We start from the raw sequence: 21,335 nt of genomic DNA, 5'->3' as shown, positions 1-21,335 counted from the left end.
ACGTTTCAGTATAAAAGATAGTCATTATTTAAACTTGCTATAATATACTTGTCTTTGTCTGTTGAAAATATAGCTAAAATAATAAACGGGTTTGCTACTTTTATTTATTTTTAAATTTTTATGATTATAGTTTATAGCGACAATCCAAATTTTCTATCGGTACTGTATGCAGAGCTTGTCAAAAAGTTTCAGGTAGCTATACGTTTCAGTATAAATTTAAGGCAATTTTACTGCGTTAGTTTAGCAGACTGGCAAATTGTTAATAGCACTTTTTTGGTGCTTTGATAGAATAACCCCCTTAATGATTATTGCGATCCAATAGGAACCTCACCAATGAGCGTACAAATAGAAAAGATCATACTGCATAAATTAATTAGAAAAAGTGACACCGAAATTGAATTACAACTTCGCGAATCAATGTTAGGCAACGAGCAAGCCGTTGTTAATCTAATCGAAGATATCAACCGCATCTACAACAACAAAAGCAAAGCCTATGGACTATTTAATAGCGATAGCTTATTTGAACAATCACTAAAAGAACTGCGCCTTGGCAATCAAGACTTTTTACATTTTAGCCAAGAATCGACCAAACAACTGCGCAACGAATTGGCTAAATACCCTTTTGCTGAAGGGGGAACGGTTGTATTTTGTCAGTACCGTTATTTGGCGGTTGAGTACTTGATTATTGCCGTATTAAATAGTTGTTTAAGTATGTTAGTTAATGAAGATTTAGATATCAGTGAAACACAATATTTAGACATTGCCCATGCCGATATTATTGCCCGTATCGACATTACCGAATGGGAAACCCAAGCCGACTCAAAACGTTATTTAACTTTCTTAAAAGGACGAGTAGGACGCAAGGTATCTGACTTTTTTATGGACTATTTAGGTGCTAGCGAAGGATTAGATGCGAAAGCGCAAAACAAAACACTGGTTAAAGCGGTTGATGATTACTGCCAAGAAATGCAATTTGACAAGCAAGACAAAACCAGTGCGCGCGAAAACGTTTACAACTACTGCCAAGCCCAATTACAAGCAGGCGAAGAAATTGAACTGAAAAATCTAGCCAACGAACTACCTGCCAGTGTTGACAATAACTTTATTGAATTTATTAAAAACAGTGAATATGATTTAGAAGAAACGTTTCCGGTTGATCGCAGTGCACTGCGTCAGCTTAAAAAATTCTCAGGTAGTGGTGGGGGATTAACGTTAAGCTTCGATTCGAATTTATTAGGTGAACGCATTAAGTGGGATCCGCAAACTGACTCCCTAGTGATTAAAGGCGTACCACCTAATTTACGTGATCAGCTACAACGCAATAGCGGTTCCAACTAATTATCAACCAACAACGTTATTAGGACACAACATGAAATACATTGGTGCACATGTAAGTGCAGCAGGTGGGGTAGACAATGCCCCAATTAACGCTTATCAAATTGGCGCAACCGCATTTGCGCTATTTACCAAAAATCAACGACAATGGCACGCCAAACCGCTTGAGCCCACAATCATTGACAGCTTCAAAAAACGTTGCGAAAGATATGGCTTTACTAGCAAACAGATCTTACCACACGATAGTTATTTAATTAATTTAGGTCACCCAGATCGAGAACAGCTCGACAAATCACGTACCGCCTTTTTAGATGAAATGCAACGGTGCGAACAGCTAGGACTGACATTACTTAACTTTCACCCTGGTAGTGACTTAAAACAGATTTCGGTTGATGAATGTTTAGCACGTATTGCCGAATCGATTAATATCACACTTGATAAAACACAAAATGTGGTTGCCGTTATTGAAAATACTGCGGGGCAAGGCTCTAACTTAGGCTATAAATTTGAACATCTTGCCCAGATCATTGACCAAGTTGAAGACAAAAGCCGAGTTGGCGTTTGTATTGACACTTGCCATGCTTTTGCTGCTGGCTATGACTTGCGTACTGAAAAAGCCTGCCAAGAAACCTTTGCCGAATTTGAAAAAATTGTAGGTTTTCAATACTTGCGAGGCATGCATTTAAACGATGCCAAAAGCGAATTTGCCAGCCATGTCGATCGTCATCATAGCCTAGGCAAAGGCAACATTGGCGAAGCAGCTTTTAAATATATTATGCAAGATCCAAGAATTGATGAAATTCCCTTTATTTTAGAAACCATTGATCCCGATATCTGGGCGCAAGAAATAAGCTGGTTAAAGGAGCAGTGTCAATAGCTATTAAAGCTTTACAAGGATGTAGAAGAAAGCTTATTTTACAATAATAAACAAAAAGCTAACCTAGAGCTAAAAATAATATATTGCAACACTTTTAGTGTATTTAATCGTAATACCTTTTGTTATCGGTGATGTCAATACAATTAAAAATAACACAATTGATGACCGTAAAGGTTGGTTAACTGATAGCTTTACTCTACGTAGTATTTTGACCAAAGTCGGTTACCAAAGAAACAATATCGAAGATGGGGCATGCTTTTATAGTTATTATAAATACTTTAGCGATAATCAATTTTATATTAATATTGAGTTTAGCGGCAGCTATGTGCCCGAAAAAAAACATTCCTGTGGTGCTTTACCATGTTAGTTTCAGCCAAAAGCAGGATTGGCACTATCATACTATAGAACTTAGCAAAGTTCCGCGTGTGTTACTTGCTGAAGGTTATGCTGATTATATGGCTGTTGCTAAGGCATGTAGCGGATTTGATCCAGAATGGGAGAAGAAAGGAATATGAAAAAAATAAATGAATTATCATCACAACAATTAATTACCACTATATTTGACCCAGTAAAAGAACTGGATAAAACCATGCCAGCGCGCATTACTCAATATATCTTACAGGGTGATGAAATAAATGTATTAGTTGATTTAAATCAATTGAGTCAGTCTTCAAACACAGCTAATAAACTTTATGAGTTACTTCGAAGACCTTGTGATTTTTATTGGACAGATATTTATGACAAACTTAATTCATCCGAAAAAGCAAGAATGGCCTTTTATCAGCGTTGGACTGATGATTATACTTTTGAACAGATAATCCGTTTTGCACGAGTTTTAACGGCGTTATGTAGTAATTTACGTTTTATTAAACTTATTACTCCAGAGTTACCCTCTTGGTTTTTATACCTGCTATATGATGGATTGATTACTACGTTATCGATTTGTTGTAACAATGAAGAGCGGATTGATGAACGAAAAAATTGGTCAATTAACCAATTGTATCAGTTGTTAGAGATTGAGGAATCAGGATTAGGTAAAAAGTTATTATTTGCTATTTTTGACCGCCAAAATATTACATATAGCAGCTGTTTTCATTATTTCTTTATGATTAATGGTCTGTTGCCTTATATTATTGAGCATATTGAATTATTCAAACAGTTACCGAATCAAGGTATTGCGATATTAGGGCAAGTCGAACAATTAAAATATATTCGAAAACATCCTGAACTGAAAATGCCGCTGATTGATTTTATTGCTGTGCAGTCATTAAATAGCTCCAAACAAATTAGTCAGCTTGCAACTGAAATGTTACTTAGTTCCCCTGTCGAAATAGTAAAGCCCCATTTACAACGTTTGTTAACTGCTGGCACAGTTAAGCAGCGTAGTCATGCTGCCGCATTACAGGCTAGAATATCCTCTGATCCGACAATTTTGCAACAAGCCTTGACTAACGAAACTAACAAAACGGTCATTGCTGCGATCGAGAGTGCTTTATCACGACTTGAAAGTGCAAATACAGCCGAACAACAAGCAACTTTGATAATTCCTGATTTTGAGCCAATCGATGATGTTGATTTACCCATTATTGCTCGTGATATTTTGCAGCAAAATTATGAAGAACATTTAATAGAAAGTGAAAAAGCGGCACAAAAAGAAGTTGAAGATAACAAAAAATATAACCTTCCATACAATTGGGCAAGAAAATACTATAAAACGTTAAAAACGATTACCTCACAGGATTTAGATGATGTCTATCACTATTTAAATGGTAAGATTGAATATTCGGCGTTACTCAAAAAAATCAATAAAAATATCGATATTACATTTTTATTAGCCAAAAAAAGGTTACAGAATCTACCTGAATTTACGCTTTTTCATCTATTACGAGCGACTCAATTAACTAATAAAGAAAAAGGCGTTTATTATTTCGAAAGATTATATGAAAAAAATGAATTTATAAAAAAATTAGATCTTAGACAAATTGCTGATGTATTAGCTAAAATCAATTATTCTCAGCATGTGCCCTATGTCGTTGCTGTGCCATTTTTAACCAAAGATACCTATCACGATGTCTATGAAAATGAACCACACAAATTATGGCCATTTTTTGCTGAAAACGAATTTTTGCTTGATGAGGCCTTAGGTTTTGCTCCCAAACAAGAAGCCTGGTCTTATCTTAATGTTGATGTAGAAAGTACCATTAAAATATTACAAACTTTCCCAAATATTCCAACTAAATATGTTGCTTATCTATTTGAATTAGCTTTGGGCGAAAGTAAACAAGTACGCTATGCCGCACAAAACGCTTTAAGTGTGATTACTAATATTCATTGCCAAGTTGAACAAGCTTTAACATCAGCAAAGCAAGAGGTGCGAATTGCCGCCGCTAATTGGTTAGCAGAGTTAGGACAAAAATCTTCAATTAAAGCATTAAATAATGCCTTAAAAAAAGAAAAACGCGAAACTGTACAAGCTGTTTTATTAGTCGCTTTAGAAAAATTAGGCGAAGATATTAGTCAACATCTAACCGTTAAAAAACTATTAACCGATGCACAAAAAGGCTTAAAAGGTAAAAAACCTGCTGATTTTGACTGGTTTGATAAAAATCTAATTCCACCATTAACATGGAAAAATGGTGATGCAGTTGATCCTCAAATTATTGAATGGTGGGCGTGGTTAGCGGTCAAATTAAAAGATCCAGCTAATCCATTGTTAATTATTTATAGTCGCTTATTAAGTCAGCAAAGCCAACAGCAATTAGGCGAATTTATTTTACAAAGCTTTATTAAGCAAGATACGCGAATGCCAACGGTGGAAGATGCCGAAGCAAAAGCCAATTCATTAGCCGATAAGCGATTGCAGCGATATATTGGCTACTACCAGCAACACCCTCAATACTACCCTAGTTATGCCAATATTACTTTTGAACAAGTATTTGAAGAGATAAAAAAAGAGGCTTTGGCAGTCTATCTTGGTTCAGCCATTAAAGCGAAAGGATTATTAGCATTAACTAGTGGTATTAAAGGTCATATTGCAGTTTCGTTATTACGTAGTTTTATGAAAGATCATCAACAACGACGAGCGCAAATTGAAGCGATGCTTGAACCGCTTGCTCAAAGTGATGATCCGTTGATCACGCAACTCTTGCTATCGCTTGCCCGCCGTTATCGTGCTGCATCTGTACAAGAAAAAGCCCGCTTATTGGTAGAAAGTATTGCAGAACGCAATGGCTGGACTACTGATGAACTAGCTGATCGCACCATATCTACCGCAGGGCTAGATGATAATGGTGTGTTAACGCTTGATTATGGTGAACGCACCTTTACGGCTACTTTTGATGATAAGTTTAAATGGCATTTAAAAAATGCAGATGGTGACGAAATTAAATCCTTACCAGAAGCCCGAAAAAGCGAAGATCAAGCCTTAGTGAAAGAGGCAAAAAAACAGTTTTCCAACAGTAAAAAAGAACTAACGCAATTGCTCAATATGCAAATTACCCGCTTTTATGAAGCTATGTGTACACAGCGTCAATGGCGAGTAGAGGATTGGCAAAAATACCTACAGCCACATCCTATCATAGGACGGCTTATTCAACGTTTAATTTGGCTTGAATTAGATGAAAATGGACAGGTGATAAGCAGCTTTAGACCAACGGAGGATGGTAGCTTAATTACAACTGAAGATGACGAGATTGTTCTAAATGAAGGTAATCGCATTATCCTTGCCCATTCGGCACTGTTGCCAAGTGATATCACCGTAAAATGGCAAGATCATCTTAAAGATTACAAAGTCACCGAGCTATTTGATCAATTGACTCATTCATTACCAGATATGAGTAAAATTAAAGATGACATTATTGATGAACGTTTAGGTTGGTTAACTGACAGTTTCACGATACGTGGTATTTTAACCAAATTGGATTATAAGCGTGACAATGTTGAAGATGCAGGTTGTTTTTATGGTTATTATAAGTATTTTGCTAGTCTTAACCTGTATATTAATATTGAATTTAGTGGCAGCATGGTACCAGAAGAAAATATCCCTGTTGCTCTTTTTGACCTCTATTTTAGTAAAAAGCCAGGTTTAAAAGATAGAGCAATAGCACTCAATAAATTGCCGCCAGTGTTACTCGCTGAAGGTTATGCTAACTATATGGCGGTTGCAGATGCGTGTAGTGGCTTTGATCCTGATTGGGAGGATAAGTTACTATGGTAAAGGATAGCGCTAACAGCAATGAATGCAATTTATTAGCATGTTTTGAGATTTTGCGGGGATTAGATAAATTGATTCCTGAGCGAATTTGTAAATATATTTTACAAGGTCAAGATCCTCAAGTTTTAGAGGATCTAAATCAATTATCGCAAATGTATAATAATGAGAAGCGAGTTTATGGACGTCTAGGCTTTCCTGGTGCGACTAATGTCATTTATTATTTCACTGAGAAAAAGCAACCAATAAAAGCGAGAGCACTATTTTATCGACAATGGACGGATAACTATACGCCAGAACAGATTATCCGTTTTGGTAAGGTATTGGCAGCAACCTATATTGAAAATATGCAGCAAAGTCGCGTTTATTCAGAACAAAAAAATATTGATGTCATCACGCCAAATTTACCTTTATGGTTTTTATATCTATTTTTAGATGGATTGGTTTCAACTTTGTTTAGCTATAATCAAAATGCTGAACAAATTATTCTTGAACGTCAAAATTGGTCTGTTCAACAATTACATCAATTGCTCGAAATAGAACAAAAAGGGCTAGGGAAACAGCTATTATTTGCTATTTTTGACCGCCAACAAACACCAGAATCTTATTTAAAGTGTTTTCATTATGTGTTTATGATTAATGGTCTATTGCCCTATATTTATGATCATCTTGAATGGTTTAAAACCTTGCCTGAACAAGGTCTTTCTAGAGAAGGTCAATTACAGCAATTACAATATATTGCCAATCAAGACAAACTTAAACAAGATGTGATTGACTTGCTTGTAAAACAATCAACAAGTAACATAAAAGCAATCAGTGAGTTGGCAACGACCTTATTATTAAGTTTACCAATTGACATAGTGCAAACTGAGTTACAAGCTTTATTAGACCAAGGAACGCCTAAGCAACGTTGCCATGCGGTAAACTTATTAGCTAGATTATCCGTTGATCGTCAGATTTTAGAAGAAGTATTAACTCAGCAGACCAATAAAACCGTGATTAAAACTATTGAAGGTGCACTATCACGATTAAGTGGCAATGAGGATGCTAAACAGCAAGAAATCGAATTAATTATTCCTCCTTTTGAATCGGTCGTTGAAGTTGATTTACCTTCTAAAGCGCGAGATATTTTGCAACAAAACTACCAAGAAGTATTAGTTCAACAGCAAAAGAAAGCAGAACAGGAAATTCAATATAACCAAGAATATGGTTACAAAATAACATCTGAGCAACAGCGTTATGCGCAATTAAAAATAATTACTGTTAGTGATTTAGATGCGATTTTTGATTGTTTAAATGGTAAAGGTGATATCGATCAGACGGATATAAAAAACAAATTAATTTATGAAGTTATTTTAAATAAAGGGCGTTTGCCATCGTTGCCCGAATTTAATCTTTACCACTTATTACGTGCGGAAAAATTTTTTCATCGTAAGCCTAATTCCTTTCATTTAGGTTTGAGTTTTTCTCATCATGAAATCTTGTTACGTACTGACTTACGCCAGTTAGTTGAAGTAATGAATAAAATAGATTATGTGCCAGATGCGAAACGTACCATCGCTGCCGCATTTTTAATGAATTATTATTATGAAACCACAACTGAGGTCGATCCTAATTTAGTTTGGCCATTTTTTGCCGAAAATTCCGTTTATCTTGATGAAGCATTGGGACTATTGCCAAGTCAGGAAGTGCAAAACAGTGATTATTTTTTTGAGAAAGAACGAGGGATAAAAATATTAACCTTTTTCCCGAAGTTACCCGCTAAATATGTGACTTATCTGCTTGAACTGGCATTAGGTGAAATTCAATCATTACGTTTATTAGCGCAGAAAGCATTAAGTGTGTTGCCTGATATTCATTGCCGAGTGGAAGAGGCGTTGATGTCAACTAAACAATCGCAGCGTATTTTAGCTGCCAAGTGGCTAGTAAAATTAGGACAGAAATCATCAATAAAAGCACTAAATAATGCGCTAAACAAAGAGAAATCTGAATCGGTGCAAGCAACGTTATTAGCTGCACTTGAAAGTTTAGGTGAAAATATAAACCAGTATTTAACGCCAGCTAAATTACTTGATGATGCACAAAAAGGCTTAACGGGCAAAAAAACAGCAGATGCTAAATGGCTTGATGAAAGTTTAATCCCAGTATTAACTTGGCAAAGTGGTAAGCTGGTCGAACCTCAAATTATTACTTGGTGGATTTGGCTTGCGATAAAATTAAAAGAGCCAGCTAATCCATTATTAATCATTTATACCCGCCTTTTAAGCCTCAAAAGTCAACACGAATTAGGGGTATTTATTTTACACGCTTTTATTAAGCAAGACACGTTAACGCCAACACTTGAAGAAGCCGAAATGGAGGCCAATTTAAAAGCAAAACAGCGTTGGAAAGATTATTTAGATTATGCAAAGCGTTATCCCGAATATTATGGTCAATATGAAAATATGACTTTAAACGAAGCTTTTGAAAGGATAAAGCAAGAGGTGCTTGCCCGCTTAGTGGGTTCAGCCATTAAATCAAAAGGTGTATTATCACTAATTGGTGGCATACAAGGTAATGCCGCTGTATCGATAATAAAAAACTATATTAAAAATTACCAAATCAGGCGTGGTCAAATTGAAGCTATGCTGGAATCAATAGCTGTTAGTGACGATCCGCTGATTATTCAATTTTTATTATCAATTGCATGTCGTTATCGAACGCCGTCCGTGCAAAAAAAGGCAAAATTATTGATTAACCAAATTGCTGAGCAAAAACAGTGGACGGCTGATGAACTGGCTGATCGCACCATTCCAACCGCAGGTTTTGATGAATCGGGCGTGTTGAGCCTTGATTATGGTGAGCGAATTTTTACAGTTACATTAGATGATAAATTCAAATTTGTATTGAAAAACGACGAAGGTAAAGAAATTAAAACACTACCCGAAGCGCGTAAATCTGAAGATGAAACATTAGTCAAAGAAGCCAAAAAACAATTTAGTAATAGCAAAAAAGCACTGAAGCAATTGCTTGAATTACAAACAGCTCGCTTATACGAAGCCATGTGTTTGCAACGACGTTGGTCTGTTTTAGCATGGCAAGAATATCTCTATAGCCATCCTATTATGCGTCTATTAATTCAACGTTTAGTGTGGCTTGAAGTGAATGAAGCAGGGGCAATTGTCAAGAGTTTTCGCCCAACCGAAGATGGCTGTTTAATTGATTTAAATGATGACGAGATTACGCTTAGTAAGGAAAACCATATTACTGTTGCGCATAGTGCATTGTTAACTAACGATATGGTCAAAACATGGCAAAAACATCTTACAGATTACAAAGTTTCGCTACTATTTACACAGTTTAACCATTCGTTGCCTGATGTTAGCCATATTGCAGAAAATATTATTGATGATCGTAAAGGCTGGCTAACAGATAGTTTTACTATACGAAATATATTGATTAAACAAGGATACAAACGAGACAATATTGAAGATGGTGCTTGCTTTTACGGCTATTATAAATATTTTGGTGAGCTTGAGCTTTATATCAATATTGAATTTAGTGGTAGCTATGTGCCAGAAGAGAATATCCCAGCTGTACTTTATAATCTATATTTTAGTAAAAAGCAGGGTGGAAACTGCAATGCAATTGATATCAACGATGTGCCGCCAGTATTACTAGCAGAAGCTTATGCTGATTATATGGCTGTGGCTAATGCCTCAAGCGGTTTTGACCCAGAGTGGGAGAAGAAAGGATTATGGTAAAACACACACAAGCCATTCGCTTAAGCGCAGAACAACGTTATGCTAACGAATTAAATAAGTTGCTGAAATTGGATAGTCATAACAATAAACCTAAAGGTTGGCAGTTATCACCAAAATCGGTGCGAACGTTTATTTTGGGCAATGAGGAGATCGGCATCAGCCGTAAATTTTTTGGCGACGATCCCCTTGTTGATCGAGCGATTGTCTCTTTGCTTGGTAAACAAGGTTTAATGTTAGTTGGCGAACCTGGTACGGCTAAATCGATGTTATCTGAACTGTTAGCTGCAGCAATCAGCGGTGATTCAAACCTAACTATTCAAGGCACAGCAGGGACAAGTGAAGATCATATCAGATACTCTTGGAATTATGCTTTATTATTAGCCGAAGGCCCAACTGAACGGGCATTGGTTGGCTCGCCGATTTACCACGGTATGCAGCAAGGTAAAATTGTGCGTTTTGAAGAGATCACACGTTGTCCACCCGAAATTCAAGACGTGCTTGTGTCTTTGATGTCTGAAAAGCAAATGATGATTCCCGAAATGGGGCAGAATGCCAAAATTAGTGCTAAACCAGGATTTAATCTTATTGGCACGGCAAACTTACAAGATCGTGGTGTGCATGAGATGTCAGCTGCATTAAAACGTCGTTTCAATTTTGAAACCGTTAATCCAATTACCGATAAAAACTTTGAAATAGAATTAATTCAAATGCAACTTAATCAGGAATTAGGCGAACTAAAATCGCAAATAATCATTCCAGTCGATGTCATTGAACTATTAGTAACAACGTTTCAAGAGTTAAGACAAGGACAAACGCAAGCAGGCACCAAGCTGAAAACACCAGATGCGGTGATGTCAACAGCAGAAGCTGTCAATATTGTGTATGCCTCAGCATTAGATGCCTATTATTTTGATGAGGGTACCTTAGAGGGTAGGCATATTGCTAAACAGCTTATTGGCGTTGTTTTAAAAGATAATGTTGATGATATTAAACGGATTCAATTTTATATGGATAATGTGGTGCGTGAACGAGCCAAAAACTCACCTGTATGGCATTCATTCTATCAGGTGTCTAAAAAATTCTGGAAATAATAAATAGATAATCATTATGGCTCGATCACCATTACCACAACGCCTACAAAATGCTTTAACATGTCGAGATGCATTACAACAAGAGCAGATCTATTTTGCTCCTGTGCGCCATCATAGTCCTGCTTGCAGTTATGCTTTGCGGCAGTTGATCACGCAAATTAAGCCGACTCATGTGTTGATTGAAGCACCTGCTAGCTTTTCAGCAATACTTGAGGAATTACTAAATAATAAGACACAGCCGCCCATTGCTATACTTTGTCAAACAGATCTTCAATTAGATCAAATCGTTCTTGAGACGAATGATGAATATGAAGAAGATGATACGGCGAACATGCCACCGCATCAAATTACTCGCTCTGCATTTTATCCATTTTGTAGTTACTCCCCAGAGTGGCAAGCAATACAATTGGCAAAACAATACAATGCAAAGATTCAATTTATTGATCTGCCTTGGGCAGAACAAGTGACCCAAGAATTCACACCACAGCAGAGCAAATCATTACTTTCTGAGACCTATTTAAAACATAGTCAATACATTACTCAATTAGCTAAAAAATTACATTGTCGCGATCATGACGAAGTTTGGGAACATTTATTTGAATTAAGAAATTTTACCGATCTTGCTGATTGGCAAACATTTTTTGAAGATACCTTTATTTGGTGTGCAATGGCGAGGCTTGATTACGATTCATCATCACTCGAAGCAGAAGGCTCTAGCCAGCGAGAGCAGCATATGTTAACTGCCATTGGGCGATTAAAAAAATCAACACCCGATGCGAAAATTGTGGTAGTTACAGGTGGATTTCATACGCTAGCATTATTTGAAGGATTATGGCAAAACAAGCTTGTTTTACCGAAAAAATCCGATATTATCCGATTTAATCGACAGCAAAAAAGTGGCGATCGGGATCGAACTTGGCTTATTCGTTATAGTTTTGATCGTCTTGATGCATTAAATGGTTATACCGCAGGGATGAACTCTCCTGCTTATTATCAAGAATCTTGGCTATCGATGTTGGCTTATGAACAAAACCCTAACCAGTCACAAACAACGCAAGGTTATCGCCAAGCGCAAGCTCTCGCGTTTTTGTCAGCTATCGCTGATAAACTGCGAAAAAAGCAAAGCGACAGTGATGCTATTGGCTTTATCCCCTTAAAGTCAGCGATTGAACAAGCCTGCTTATTAGCCGAACTTCGAGGCCATTACGGCCCTGGGCGTTATGATTTGCTTGATGGTATGCAATCGGCTTTTATCAAAGGGAGCATTCACGATGTACGCAGTGATTTTTGGCAAATAGTTTATCGTAGTTTATCGGGCAATCAATTAGGGCAAATTCCTGACAACATAGCATCCCCGCCACTTGTCAATCAAGTTTATGCAACACTTAAACAATACCGTTTTAAGTTGGACGATACATTACCTAAAATCACGCATATTGATATTTACCGTAAACCAGAGCATCGGCAACGAAGCCGGTTTTTACATCTGCTTGCTTTTTTAGACGTTGGATTTGCTAATCGTCTTGATGGACCCAATTATCAATATGGTACGCGATTAACTATTATGTTCGAAGATTGGCAATATCTATGGACACCGATGGTTGAAGCTAGGCTAATTGAGCTGTCAGAGCAAGGCACCCAACTTGAACAGATTGCTTTACAAAAATTACAACAGTCGATGGAACAATTAACTGAAGAAGGGACCGCACACTCTTGTCAGAGTGCGGTAAAAGGGGGGATACAAGCCGCTTTAATGGGATTACAATCCTACTTTACCCAATTATTGGCTAAGTTATCAACTTATCTAGACGTCGATAATAATTTATTGTCAGTAGTAAATTGTGGGCATCGTTTGCTCTATTTATGGCAAGGTCGGGACTTTTTAGCGCTTAATGCTAGCTCAACTTTGCTAGCGTTGCTAGCTAAAGTGCTACAACAAGCTTTTTTCTTGCTTGATGCATTAAAGCAACCTGATACAGAGCAACAACAAGAAAATTTAAAAACATTATTATTATTTAGAAATCTAATCAATAATCTACCAGAGCAACTGGATGTAAAAAAGTTGAAACAGGATTTTTACCTAAATTTGTATCGTTTACAACCGCGATTAAACAAAGCGCCATTGATTTGTGGAGCCATTGATAGTATTGCTTATTTGGACTGTCAAATCAGTCAATCAGAACTCGATCATAAAATAAAAGTGGCTTTTGATTCAGGTGCCCAATATGAACAGGCAAGTTGTTATTTTATGGGGATAATGCAATGTGCGCCTGAATTGATTATCCACTCCTCACAATTATTAACAAGCCTTGACGAGTTATTAGCGCATTGGGAACAAGAGCAATTTATTAAAATACTTCCTGATTTACGGCTTGCATTTACACAACTCACACCTAAACAAAATGCAATGATTGCCGAAAAAATTTCTAAAAAATATAACGCCCAAAAAGAAAAACTGAGTTTTCAGCAATATAAATTTAGTGACGAAGACTTACAAAAATCACTTTCTTTGGAATTATCTGTCTGCCAACATATTGAGCAACAACAGCTACAAGATTGGTTTAAACAGTAAGGATTTAGCATGAGTGACAATAAAAAAATCATTGATACCAATAATGTTAATCATGTTAAGCGCTGGCGGTTAATATTAGGAAAATATGCTGATGAACATCTTAATCAGGCAACATTTAACCAACATGATCATAACTTAGAACAATCATTAAATTATCTTTATCAGAATGAATACCGTAAGCGAGGTCTGAAAATAGGTGGTGAGGATAATAGGGATAGCGCTCGAAAAAAGATTTCACCTGGTGGCAATGAAAATTCGGTATTTAATACCGTAAATTGGCTTAATAAAACGCGAAAATTGTTTCCAAAAAGCACATTTGAACGCCTGCAACAGCAGGCTATTGCCCGTTATCAGTTGCAAGGAATTTTAGACGATCCTAATGTTATTCACACGTTAGAAGCGAATATGAATTCAGTTCGTTTATTAATGAATTTGCGAGGACAATTAAAAAGCGAAGTCTATTTAGCGGTTAAAGAACTGATTCAAAAAGTTGTTGATGAGATTTTACAAAAAATCAAATCCAATTTTGTTAATGCTTTGGCTGGCAAAAAAAATCGCTTTCGTCGTTCTAAAATATGTTGTAACCAAAATTTCGATTGGCGAGCAACAATTAAGGCCAATTTAAAACATTTTGATCAGCAAAAACAGCAAATGATTATTGAAAATGCGATTTTTAATTCTTGCGCCAATAAGCACTTACCATGGGATATTATTTTATGTGTTGATCAAAGCGCCTCAATGGATAGTTCAATTATCTATTCTGCTGTTTGTGCCAGTATTATGGCTAAATTACCTTCTGTTAATTTACATCTATTGGTTTTTGACACTCAAATTGTTGATCTGTCTCACTTAGCCCATGATCCTGTTGAAGTTTTAATGACTGTCCAGTTAGGTGGTGGCACTGATATTGCCAAAGCACTTAATTATGCTGAACAAAAAATTAAAAATCCACAACGAACCATTGTGGTATTAATTAGTGATTTTTGTGAAGGCGGGGCACTAATTCACCTTTATACAACCGTTTCAAGAATGAACAGTAATCGAGTCAAAATGTTAGGTTTAGCGGCGTTAGATGATAATGCTGATCCTGTTTATGATTTGCAAATTTCACAGCAATTAGCTAATCGGGGTATGCAAATTGCCGCATTAACACCAGAACATTTTGCTGCTTGGTTAGCGGAGGTCATGCAATGAGTTGGCAACATATTTATTTAAATTATGATCAAGAGGCATTGGCACTTTATGCCAATATTGGTTTAGTTCGCCGTGCGCGTAAAGATATCGAGGCTAATAAAGTTACATTAGTTGAAAAAAATAATGAAGATTATTTAGAATTCGAAGCGGATGGTCAGCAAGTCAGGTTATCAGCTCAAGGTATTCAGGCCGCCAGTTGCAATTGCCCCGCTCTCGGGCATTGTAAGCACATTATATCGGCTGTTTTATGGCTACAATCAAATGCTTCGTTGTTAGATCCTATTACCGATAGCAATAACATCGATGATGACAATCAAATTAAGCCGTTAAATCAATCCAATGATTCGCATAATTCTGATAATAAAATAAGTACAAAACAGCTTGAAACAATAAGACCTTTAGCTAACGTGTTAACAGAATTATTGTCATTAGATGCCAGCAAACTCTTAAAAAAAGCCGGCAAAGCCAATATGTTTACTGCTTACCAATTGGTTTGTGACTGGCAAAAAAATCCCTTAGTGACAATTGAATATCAAGATTCACAAATACGAATTATTGTACCAGAGAGTGATACTCCCATTATTTATATGGCAGGCACTGGCTTTGCTGGGATGATTTCAGCATTCCCCACAAAACAAAAAATGGCAGTACATTTAGCGGTTATTGCTTATCTATTTGAACAAAATAACAAAATATGGACGTGGCCAATAGAATGTCGACAAAGCATAATGCACGAGGTTGATCAGCTTTCTGCTGATGAAATTACGCTCATTAAACAGATTCAACAGCATATTTATACACTTATTAAGCAAGGTTTGTCTCATGTGAGCCATAGCCAAGCTGAACAGCTACAATTACTCAATATGTCGGCAAGATCGCAAGGATTACCTCGTTTGGCTGCAATGCTTCGGCATCTTTGCCAATTAATTGAGTTACTTGCCAAACGTCACTTTACTGTCGAAGAGCAAGATATACTCCTTTTTTTGGGGCAGGTAAAAGCCTATACCGAAATGTTATTACATCATCAGGGTGAGCAACTATTCAAATTACGAGGTCGAATAAAACGCCAATATAAAACAGAATTACAAACACTTGATCTCTTGCCATTAGGTGGGCGTTGGTGGCAAAGTAAAACAGGGGCGATTGGCGCAACTTTCTACTTTTGGGATAGTGAAAAACAACAATACCAAGAAACCACATTAGCCAGATCCTATAAAAACAATATCAATTTTAATCGCTTAATGGTTTGGAATAGTATGTCAATATGGCAAACATCTCCCTATATGTTAATGCAAAAAGCAATAAAGCTTCATCAACCTCGTGTATCAGATAGCGGCGAATTGTCGAGCCATGGATCGACTGTTACTTTACAAGAAACAGCATGGAGTGATGAAAATTACTATGAGTTTAGATCAAAAGCAGGCTTTCAAAATTGGTCAATATTGAGCGACTATTTACAAGATAATAGTTTAGATGATTCTCCTTTTAATGAGATGTTAATTCTTCATATAGCCAGCTCAAATAAACCTTATATAGACGAAATTAGACAAAATTTAGTTTGGAAAGTGCTTGATAATGATGGAAATAGCCTGTTTTTATGCATCTTTTGGGATGAATATGAAAAATTGCGGATTGATGTTCTAACAAGTTTTTTAGAAACTAACAATCAACCCTTAACTGTGTTTGCTAACTGTGTAAAAAATGATAACTTCTTAGATTTAGAGCCTTTTGCATTGCTTTACAAAGATCAACTAACAGGAGAGATCAAAACATTAAGCCTTGATTTTGAAGATTTCTGGTATAAAAACAAAAAATCCATTTCTAAACAAAAATTTATCACAAATACCTATTTAGCGCATAAACAGCAGCTAGGTGAAAATCATTATATGAAAGATTTGTTTACAACTTCAATTATTCAACCTCTTTTAACGATACTTGAGAGTGTGACAAGTTCTGGACGACTTGAATTATTGATAGAGCAAAAACAACAACTAGCCACGCTTCAATATGATTGCGATACCTTAGGATTAAACACTCTAAGTACCGTTTTAAGAAAAATTCTCAGTCAGCCACAAATAGCCATAACTCATATCTTACAAGCGGTTTACTTATGTCATCTCTTAAAAAAGACAAACTATCAATTACCAATATGGCTTAGTGATTTATGATATAAAATACCTTATCGTTATTACATAACTCTGGTAGAAAATAATATTGTGTATTTTAGCGTTTAATATTCAATATGGTTCGATATTATTTTATGCTTGATGGGGTTTTTGAATGTTATCAATCTAACACATCAGTTTGATACCTAAGGTTAAATCGTTTAATACTGTAAATAATACAAAATTAGAATTATTTTAAAGAGTAACAAGTACTAATAAGACTTGTTAACAGCTTTTTAAGGTATTATATTCAACACGTATAACAAAAGATGAATGTATAAGTATGCCTAATATTATTTTGAGTAATACCATCGTAAATATCAGTAAATTAAAAAAACAATGGCAACGGTGGATGCAGGATAAGGTTTACCAATTGCAATATTAAATAGAAATCAACTATCATTTTTAACTTACAAATACACAAAATTTAGAATGGGGTCTTATTTCTTTAGGATATAGACGCCATATCTCTTGTCGATGATAAGGCGTTAATTTTGTTGTTTATGTATATTTATTACAGCTTTTCCTTTTTATTTCAGTAAAAAATGAGTTACTCCTTGTGCTGATAGAAGATAGCATCAATCATGGCAACGCGACCATTCCAAGCTTGTTTTTCTTCTTTTCTTGAATCCTCAGGACAGCTAGATGACCACCATACTGAATCAATGATTCGTGCTATAATTTGTTCCCAATATGTTTCAAAGTCGATTTTTTGAGGTATACCAAAATCTTTGCATAATGCTGAGCGATTTTTCCCATCTAAACACACAAAGTAATCAGGGCGTTTCATTGCTAATAACCTACTTGCAATGCCAATCCCACATTTACCAGTAGGAAATGCCTGCTTGAATGTTTTAATAAATTGATTGTAGTGAGCTTCATTTACAGGACCTGTCAATGGTATACAATTAAGGGCATTTGATATGTTAGGATCATTATTATTTATTTTGCTATGAAATACTCCTGCACCAACCATGCTACCAAACCATTTCCACTTAATTTCTGAACCATCATCTATTAAGCCAGCCACTTGCTTTCGTTGTAATTTAGTAAAACTAGAGAAGATTTGTTTTTCTGTGAAGTAATTATTAATCTTTTGCAGAACCTTAATGCGTTCAGAAAATGAATCATCTTGTTCATCTATTGTACTACGTATTTTTTCATAATATTCATCCCATTGTAGTGAAAGAATATTTGACTTTATCATACTTTTTTTGCTTGTATATCCACCATAAACATTTCTTAGACTATCTAGTTTATTTTTATTTTTCTTCCATAAATTCGTATATTCAGTTATTTTTTCAGTCATTTCTTCTGCATATTCCCAATAACTATCAATGGTTTTCAATATGTCAGTAAATATCTTTTCAGAGCCTTGATCATTACTTGTGATATGAATCATTATTTCATCATTTTTTGTTAATGCTGCCTGTGTAAAATTAGCACTACCAATTAGACATTCCCAATTGCCATTTTCATCTGAAAATAAATACACTTTAGGGTGAAAAATTTTATCAGTTTTTAATATGAATTTTACATTACTATGGCTCGCAAAGTTTTTAATGAAATTTGGGTGAGTTTGATAAAAATGGGTTCCAACTACCATTTTATTTATGTATTTTTCATTGTCTAATAATTTAGATGCAGCGTTTGAATTCATTGATGCCCAAGCAGTCGCTATATAATAGTGGGTATATTTTTCCATTAATTCAACTAATTTATTATCAATATAAGCTGGTTTGGTAATAATTTTCATTCACTTTTCTCCAATTTAGCTAAATGATTTATGGGGTTTAATGGTATCTAAGTAGCTAATAAATCATTTAGAGTTTTATTTTCTGTCTTTTGAATTATCTGATATTTGCCTGTTATATCTTCTTTCGATTAAAGTACATATCAATTTATTGTTTTACAGTTCGCTTTCAGACAGTTTGTTAAAACATTTATTGTTCTAGCTGAGCTACAATCTTAATAATTTCCGGCAAAATATCCAAAATCAAAGCCAATTGTTGCATCACTAATAGATCATTATTGGCTTTTTCATCATCAGTCGAAAGCACCGAAATTGTCTCAATATAATCAGCAATGGACTTTTTAATAAATTGGTATTTGCTATCTATCTTTTTATCGTTTAACAGATTAATAATATAGACCGACAAATCATCAAATAGATCGAGCGTCTGTTTTGAAATACACTTATCACGGTGGGCACCTAAAGTCGAAAGATAACTAATCAACGTATGATTCAGTGTTAATAAACGAAATCCCTGATCAATAACTGCTGGATTCATATGCGGCTCTTTAGTCATCAAACTAATTAAGGAGGATAAATCCGCATTACTATCATGCGCTGCACGCCTTGCTAATCGATATTGCGGGTCATTAGTTTTGCCAGACATATACTGACGACCAATTAACGCTAAGTATTGGCTATCGTCATGACAAACACGATCGATAAGTTTAGGTAGATTTCTAAACTGCCAATCAGGCCAAATAAAGCTCACGGCAAACCAAGCAATAAAACAACCGATCAACGTCGCAATAATGCGTGAAATCGCAACCGCAATGCTACTTTCACCAATCAAACTAAAACTAAAAAATACCAGTAACGTAATAAATGCCGTGGCATAAGCATATTGCGAATTCTTAAATAGAAAAAACAGCCAACCGGTAATAATAATTAGCACTAACTGTTCTGGTACGCTTGGAAATAAAAACGTTAACGGAATACCTACTATGATCCCTAAAATAGTGCCTATTACACGCAATTTTAACCGATGTTTTGTGGTGGAATAGTTAGGCTGGCACACAAATAAGCTGGTTAATATAATCCAATAACCATGTGGCAAGTCACAAAAATAAATGACCATATAACCTACAAAAAACACCACACACATACGAATCGCATGACGAAACAGAGCCGATTTAATCGTCAAATTGGCTTTAATTTTGATAAAAATATCATGAAAACGGATTAACTCTTCGTCAATTAACTGATTGTCTTCTTGATCTTTTGACAGATGCTGTTCAGTATCTATATTGGTAAGTAATAGATCGATTGAGAGCAAATTTTGATGCAAACTTTTCAGCGCCTTAATCATTAGCAGATTTGCCGTATTACTAGCATGATACTGGTTAATCGCCTCTTCAAGATACGAAAAATAACGTGAGAATAGCGGATCATGCTGATAAGTCTGATTTAATTTAATGGCCATTGCCAGTTGGGCACAAGCTTTGGCTTGCAAATTTAAGATACGTGCAAACCGAAATAAAATATCACTATGCTTAAAATGTACACTTAGTGCTTGATAATTCCCATGCGCTGAACTGGCGCGTTCATGAATATCTTGTGCCACAAAATAATAGCTAAGCATCTTTCTAATATAAACTTGTCCGCGATAGCTTTTTAAACGATTAAATAACGAACGCTTAGTATGATTAAAAGCACTAATCAACTGATTATTGCTATTGTTTAACTGCAAAGTTTGCTTTTTAAAACCATCAGACTCATCTGGGTCGAACATTGCTGCCTTAGCGTCAAGATATTGTGCTAAATAAATAAAACAGCTTGATAACGATTGTTGGGTTGTGCGAATGGGCTGGATGATAGATTCAATTAACGAAACAACATTATACCAAAGTGCACCGAGCAATAAAAAACAAGGTAAAGTATAATTATCGGTATATAAATTATGCCCAAGCATGGTATAGGCAGCTATCAAAAGCGAGCCAAAGGCAATTACTCCATAACGTTGCCCAAGTGAACCAAGCATAATAAAGATAAAAGTCGAAGATACTAAACCAATAATAAACAACACAGGATAATTAAATAGCAACTCGACCGAAAAGGTCGCAATAGCAAAACAGATCAACGTAAGGATTAAATTAATACAGCGACTTAATAAACGCGTATCGATCTCGGTCAAACCCGCTGCCACCACACCAAGCGTAAGTGGGATAACGAGTGAAGTTTGTCCAAAATACCACGGAACTAACGTCGAACCGGTTAAACTAATTAACATTCGTAGACTAAAAAGAAGATTACTGCTGTAAAAGACTTTACGTAAAGTCAAAATGAATGTTTGCACGGCGTACTGGGCTTTGATTGAGTTGAAATGATAGCTAGTAGGATACTATATTGTAGAACT

At 35.7% G+C, this 21,335-nt stretch carries 10 protein-coding genes and 1 pseudogene; 9 read left to right on the top strand and 2 right to left on the bottom strand.

Annotation, left to right across the window (positions count from 1 at the left end; all coding sequences use genetic code 11):
• Positions 1-333 precede the first annotated feature (333 nt).
• From yejK to GQ593_RS04635, 9 genes and pseudogenes are all read left to right on the top strand, one after another.
• Complete coding sequence (gene yejK, locus GQ593_RS04675) at positions 334-1,338, top strand: nucleoid-associated protein YejK (RefSeq protein WP_085247806.1); 1,005 nt, start codon at positions 334-336, stop codon at positions 1,336-1,338.
• A 31-nt stretch (positions 1,339-1,369) separates the two neighbouring features.
• The gene (nfo, locus tag GQ593_RS04670; RefSeq protein ID WP_160430974.1) at positions 1,370-2,212 is read left to right on the top strand and encodes a deoxyribonuclease IV; all 843 of its coding nucleotides are present in this window, start codon (positions 1,370-1,372) and stop codon (positions 2,210-2,212) included.
• 157 nt (positions 2,213-2,369) lie between these two features.
• A pseudogene (locus GQ593_RS14175) lies at positions 2,370-2,727 on the top strand (DUF4132 domain-containing protein); the annotation flags it as partial.
• Positions 2,724-6,428, top strand: a complete 3,705-nt coding sequence (locus GQ593_RS04660) for a DUF4132 domain-containing protein (RefSeq protein WP_160430971.1) — start codon at positions 2,724-2,726, stop codon at positions 6,426-6,428. The pseudogene GQ593_RS14175 and the gene GQ593_RS04660, both read left to right, overlap by 4 nt.
• Positions 6,422-10,165, top strand: coding sequence for a DUF4132 domain-containing protein (locus GQ593_RS04655; protein ID WP_160430969.1), 3,744 nt, complete (start codon positions 6,422-6,424; stop codon positions 10,163-10,165). Before GQ593_RS04660 ends, GQ593_RS04655 begins: the two co-directional genes overlap by 7 nt.
• Positions 10,159-11,256 carry an ATP-binding protein gene (locus GQ593_RS04650; protein WP_160430967.1) on the top strand — a complete coding sequence of 366 codons (1,098 nt, stop codon included), beginning with the start codon at positions 10,159-10,161 and terminating at the stop codon, positions 11,254-11,256. Before GQ593_RS04655 ends, GQ593_RS04650 begins: the two co-directional genes overlap by 7 nt.
• 16 nt (positions 11,257-11,272) lie before the next feature.
• Complete coding sequence (locus GQ593_RS04645; protein WP_160430965.1) at positions 11,273-13,828, top strand: DUF5682 family protein; 2,556 nt, start codon at positions 11,273-11,275, stop codon at positions 13,826-13,828.
• 9 nt (positions 13,829-13,837) lie between these two features.
• Complete coding sequence (locus GQ593_RS04640) at positions 13,838-15,022, top strand: VWA domain-containing protein (RefSeq protein WP_160430963.1); 1,185 nt, start codon at positions 13,838-13,840, stop codon at positions 15,020-15,022.
• Positions 15,019-17,190, top strand: a complete 2,172-nt coding sequence (locus GQ593_RS04635) for a hypothetical protein (RefSeq protein WP_160430961.1) — start codon at positions 15,019-15,021, stop codon at positions 17,188-17,190. Before GQ593_RS04640 ends, GQ593_RS04635 begins: the two co-directional genes overlap by 4 nt.
• A gap of 547 nt (positions 17,191-17,737) precedes the next feature.
• On the opposite strand, the gene GQ593_RS04630 is transcribed toward GQ593_RS04635, so the two are convergent.
• On the bottom strand, positions 17,738-18,943 hold the full coding sequence (locus GQ593_RS04630; protein ID WP_160430958.1) for a phospholipase D family protein: 1,206 nt from the start codon (positions 18,941-18,943) through the stop codon (positions 17,738-17,740).
• A gap of 187 nt (positions 18,944-19,130) precedes the next feature.
• Positions 19,131-21,275: a YccS family putative transporter gene (gene yccS, locus GQ593_RS04625; RefSeq protein ID WP_160430956.1), complete on the bottom strand. Its 2,145-nt coding sequence runs from the start codon at positions 21,273-21,275 to the stop codon at positions 19,131-19,133.
• Positions 21,276-21,335 lie beyond the last annotated feature (60 nt).

The organism is Gilliamella sp. Pas-s25 (genome assembly GCF_009795885.1).
GTDB lineage: Bacteria > Pseudomonadota > Gammaproteobacteria > Enterobacterales > Orbaceae > Gilliamella.
The sequence above is the reverse complement of the archived record's forward strand: the minus strand, read 5'-3'. Positions and strand labels throughout refer to the sequence as shown.